Annotated in this window: 6 protein-coding genes; 4 read left to right on the top strand and 2 right to left on the bottom strand. The window is 70.8% G+C overall.

What is annotated here, in order from left to right; genetic code table 11:
- The 4 genes from VF330_RS11145 to VF330_RS11130 all read left to right on the top strand — a co-directional run.
- Positions 1-684, top strand: a 684-nt coding sequence (locus tag VF330_RS11145; RefSeq protein ID WP_330851461.1) for a zinc-binding dehydrogenase, incomplete at its 5' end; no start/stop codon positions are given.
- Complete coding sequence (locus VF330_RS11140; RefSeq protein ID WP_330851460.1) at positions 681-1,568, top strand: SDR family NAD(P)-dependent oxidoreductase; 888 nt, start codon at positions 681-683, stop codon at positions 1,566-1,568. The genes VF330_RS11145 and VF330_RS11140, both read left to right, overlap by 4 nt.
- Positions 1,569-1,595: 27 nt before the next feature.
- Positions 1,596-1,967 carry an STAS domain-containing protein gene (locus tag VF330_RS11135; protein ID WP_330851459.1) on the top strand — a complete coding sequence of 124 codons (372 nt, stop codon included), beginning with the start codon at positions 1,596-1,598 and terminating at the stop codon, positions 1,965-1,967.
- A 204-nt stretch (positions 1,968-2,171) separates the two neighbouring features.
- Positions 2,172-2,549, top strand: a complete 378-nt coding sequence (locus tag VF330_RS11130) for an STAS domain-containing protein (RefSeq protein WP_330851458.1) — start codon at positions 2,172-2,174, stop codon at positions 2,547-2,549.
- A 14-nt stretch (positions 2,550-2,563) separates the two neighbouring features.
- Here the strand turns inward: VF330_RS11130 and VF330_RS11125 are convergent, their stop codons facing one another.
- Both VF330_RS11125 and VF330_RS11120 read right to left on the bottom strand, forming a co-directional pair.
- Positions 2,564-2,992: an ATP-binding protein gene (locus VF330_RS11125; protein ID WP_330851462.1), complete on the bottom strand. Its 429-nt coding sequence runs from the start codon at positions 2,990-2,992 to the stop codon at positions 2,564-2,566.
- A gap of 85 nt (positions 2,993-3,077) precedes the next feature.
- Positions 3,078-3,583 (bottom strand): pyridoxal-dependent decarboxylase (locus VF330_RS11120; RefSeq protein ID WP_330851457.1); only part of this gene is annotated, 506 nt, incomplete at its 5' end.

Raw genomic sequence — 3,583 nt, 5'->3', positions numbered from 1 at the left:
GTCCGCTACGCCGACGTCCCGCCCGGCGGCACCGTCGCGGTGCTCGGGCTCGGCCCGGTCGGGCAGTTCGCCGTCCGGATCGCCAGGCAGCTCGGCGCCGGCCGCGTGATCGGCGTCGACCGGGTGCCCGAACGCCTCGCGCTGGCCGAACGCCACGGCGCCGAACCCGTCAACTTCGACGAGTTCGACGGAGCCGAGGGCCTGGCCGCCGCGCTGGTCGACATGGTGGACGGCCGCGGGCCGGACGCCACCATCGACGCCGTCGGCATGGAGGCCCACGGCGGAGGCCTGGTCGCCGCCGCCCAGAAGGCCGCGGGCCTGCTGCCCGACAAGATCGCCCAGAAGGTGATCGACAAGGTTGCGCTGGACCGCCTCGACGCCCTGCACGCCGCCCTCAAGGGTGTGCGGCGCGGCGGCACGGTCTCGGTGTCCGGCGTGTACGGCGGCGAGCAGGACCCGATGCCGATGATGGAGATGTTCGACCGCGGCATCCAGCTGCGGATGGGGCAGGCCCACGTGCGCCGGTGGACCGACGAGATCCTGCCGCTGGTGATGGACCCGGCCGACCCGCTCGGCACCCTGGACCTGACCACCCACCGCCTCCCGCTCGCCGAGGCCGCGCGGGGCTACGACATGTTCCGCGCCAAGAGCGACGGCTGCATCAAGGTCGTGCTGAGCCCGTGAGCGGCCGGGTGGTGCTCGTGGTGGGCGCGAGCAGCGGAATCGGGCTGGCCGCCGCGGTGGCGTTCGCCGCGCGCGGGGACGCCGTGGTCCTGGTCTCCCGCAGCGGTGACGCGCTCGACGCCGCGGAGAAGGCCTGCCGGGCGGTGGCGGTCGCCGCGGTCGACGTCATCGCCGACGACATCGGCGATCCTGGCGGCGCGGGGCGGATCGTCGGGCAGACCCTCGACCGCCACGGGCGGATCGACGTCGTCGTGCACACCGCGACGACGATGGGGTACGGCACCGTGGAGAAGATGCCGTCGGACGTGTTCACGTCGGTCGTGGACACCGCGATCCACGGCACGCTGCACCTCGCACAGGCGGTCCTGCCGGTCATGCGCCGCCAGCGCACCGGTGTGTTCATCGGCGTGAACTCGTTGCTCGGCTCGATCACCGTGCCGCAGATGGGCGCCTACTCCACGGCGAAGTGGGGACAGCGTGCCGTTTTGCGCACTCTGCAACAGGAGACGCGCGACGAGCCAGGCGTGCACGTGTGCATCGTGAGTCCTGGCAGCATCAACACGCCGATCTACGACCAGGCCGCCAACTACACCGGCCGCGCCGCGCGGCCACCGGTTCCGGTGCTGAGCCCCGAGCGGGTCGCCGCCGCGATCGTCCGGCTGGCCGGCCGTCCGCGGCGGAACGTCTCGGTGCCGGTCGGTCCCGCGAACCCGCTCGTCATCGCGGGATTCCGCTTCCTGCCGTGGCTGTACGACGTGCTCGTGGGACCTCTGTTCCGCCTCGCGGCGCTGACGGGGAAGACGGTCCCGCCCACGACGGGCACCGTGTTCGAACCGCACCCCGCCGCGGAACGAACACATGGGCGGTGGCCGGCCACACGATGAAGACGATTACGACGGGAAGGGCTGTGAATGGGGGCTCCGTTGCGCGACAACGCCGCACCTCTCAGCATCGAGGTGCACGGGCGTGACGGCGTTCCGGTCGTCGTGGTCCGCGGTGAGATCGACCTCAGCAACGAAGACGTGTTCACCAAGTGCATCGATGCCCAGCTCGACGCCGGGCCGGCTGTGCTCTTCCTCGACCTGCGCGGGGTGGACTACATCGGCTCGGCGGGCCTCAGGGTGCTGGTGTGCAGCGACGAGCGTGCGCGAGAAGCCGGGAACCGCTTCGTCGTGATCGCCGACCACTCGGCCGTGCTGCGCCCGCTGGAGGTCAGCGAGCTGCGCCAGGTTCTGGACGTCCAGCCGACGTTTCCCGAGCCGCCGGCCTCCCGCGACGCGTGAGCCGACGTCCTCCGGTTCGTGGTGGGACGAACCAGTCCCGGTTGCGGACAGCCGCGTAGAGGCATACTGTCGAAGGTTGGTCCTGAAACGACAACCTTGCAGTCGAGGTGCATCTACAGGTTTTCCGGGTTGGGCAGCGGCTCGCGTCGGCGCTTCTCGCGGTGGGCCGAGAGGAGCGCGATGAACAGCCGGAACAACGGAGCCTTGGACGTACTGACCACGCAGCTGGTGGACCACGCCGGTGTCGCCGTCGTCGTGATGGCGGGAGAGATCGACATGGTGACGGAGCGGTCACCGCTCACCACGGCCGTCGAGGCCCTGGAACGCACCCCGCTCGGACTCGTCGTCGACCTCCGGGACGTGACCTTCTTCGGGTCGTCCGGGATGACCCTGCTGACGACGGTGCAGGAAGCCGCCCGGCTTCGCGATGTCCCGTTCGCGGTAGTGGCAGCGCATCACGCCGTGCGCACGCCCCTGGCCGTCACGGGGATGGACATGGTGCTCCCGCTGTACGCGGACTTGTCCGACGCACTTGCCGCCGTCGGTGCCGCGCCTGCCGTGCCGCCGCAGATGCGACGGTAGGGGGCGCGTGCCGGTCAGGTGACGGTGGCGCAGGGCAGGACGGCCCACACGGACTTGCCGGCTTCCCGGCGCGCGAAGCCCCACTGCTGCGCGAGCCGGTTCACCATCACCAGACCGCGTCCGCGTGTCGAGCCGGGTGAGCCGGTCCGCAGCTGGGGCAGGGCGGGCGACGCGTCCTCGGCGACGATGCCGACCACGCACGGGTCCTCCGACTTCCTCACCTTGAGGCGTGCCGGAAACGCGGCGTGGTCGAACACGTTCGATGCCAGCTCGCTGATCACCAGCAGTACGTCCAGAAGATCGCCTTCAGTCAGGTTCGCGAGCACCGTTCGTACCCATCGGCGGACCTCCCTGATGTCGGGAACGCCGCTGACCAGCTCATACGTGTGCCACCGGTCAGCGGAATCCGACTCGATCGGATGGTGGTGTCGTTCGGCTGGCATCACAGGACCCAGGTACCTCGACCGAGCCGGACAAAACGCGACGCGTGCTTCACGTTGCGCCGGATGGCGGGGCGGCTCCGGGACCTCAGCGGGGTTCCGCGCCGTGGGAGAACGCGGCGGAGCCGGCGCCGTGGCGTGGCCGGTCCTGCGCCCGCAGCGCAGGCAGGCTTCGGGCGAGGTCCTCCACCAACAGGTCGGCGAGGTCGTGGGTGAATCCGGCGCGCACGACGACGCGGAGGACGGCGAGGTCCTCGCGGTGGGCCGGGAAGGTGTAGGCGGGTACGAGCCAGCCGCGTTCGCGCAGGGCTGCGGAGACGTCGAAGACTGAGAATCCGGTCTCACCGTCGGCCAGGGTGAAGGCGAAGACGGGGAGCTGGTCGCCGCGGGTGAGGAGCCGGAACGGGCCGAGGGCGGCGATGCGGTCGGCCAGGCTCGTCGCCACGTTGCGGCTGTACTGCTGGACGCGCGTGTACCCCTCGACACCCAGGCGCAGGAACGAGTAGTACTGCGCGGCGACCTGGGCGCCGGGCCGGGAGAAGTTGAGAGCGAACGTGGGCATGTCGCCGCCGAGGTAGTTGACGTGGAACACGA

The organism is Lentzea sp. (assembly GCF_036380075.1).
Lineage (GTDB): Bacteria > Actinomycetota > Actinomycetes > Mycobacteriales > Pseudonocardiaceae > Lentzea.
Note: the sequence above shows the minus strand (reverse complement) of the source record. Positions and strands in the feature narration are given on the sequence as shown.

What these genes read in the sequence shown, in the direction of transcription:
- VF330_RS11135 (WP_330851459.1), top strand. Translation starts at nt 1,596, where the DNA reads ATGGGGGCTCCGTTGCGCGACAACGCCGCACCTCTCAGCATCGAGGTG.
- VF330_RS11125 (WP_330851462.1), bottom strand. Translation starts at nt 2,992, where the DNA reads ATGCCAGCCGAACGACACCACCATCCGATCGAGTCGGATTCCGCTGAC.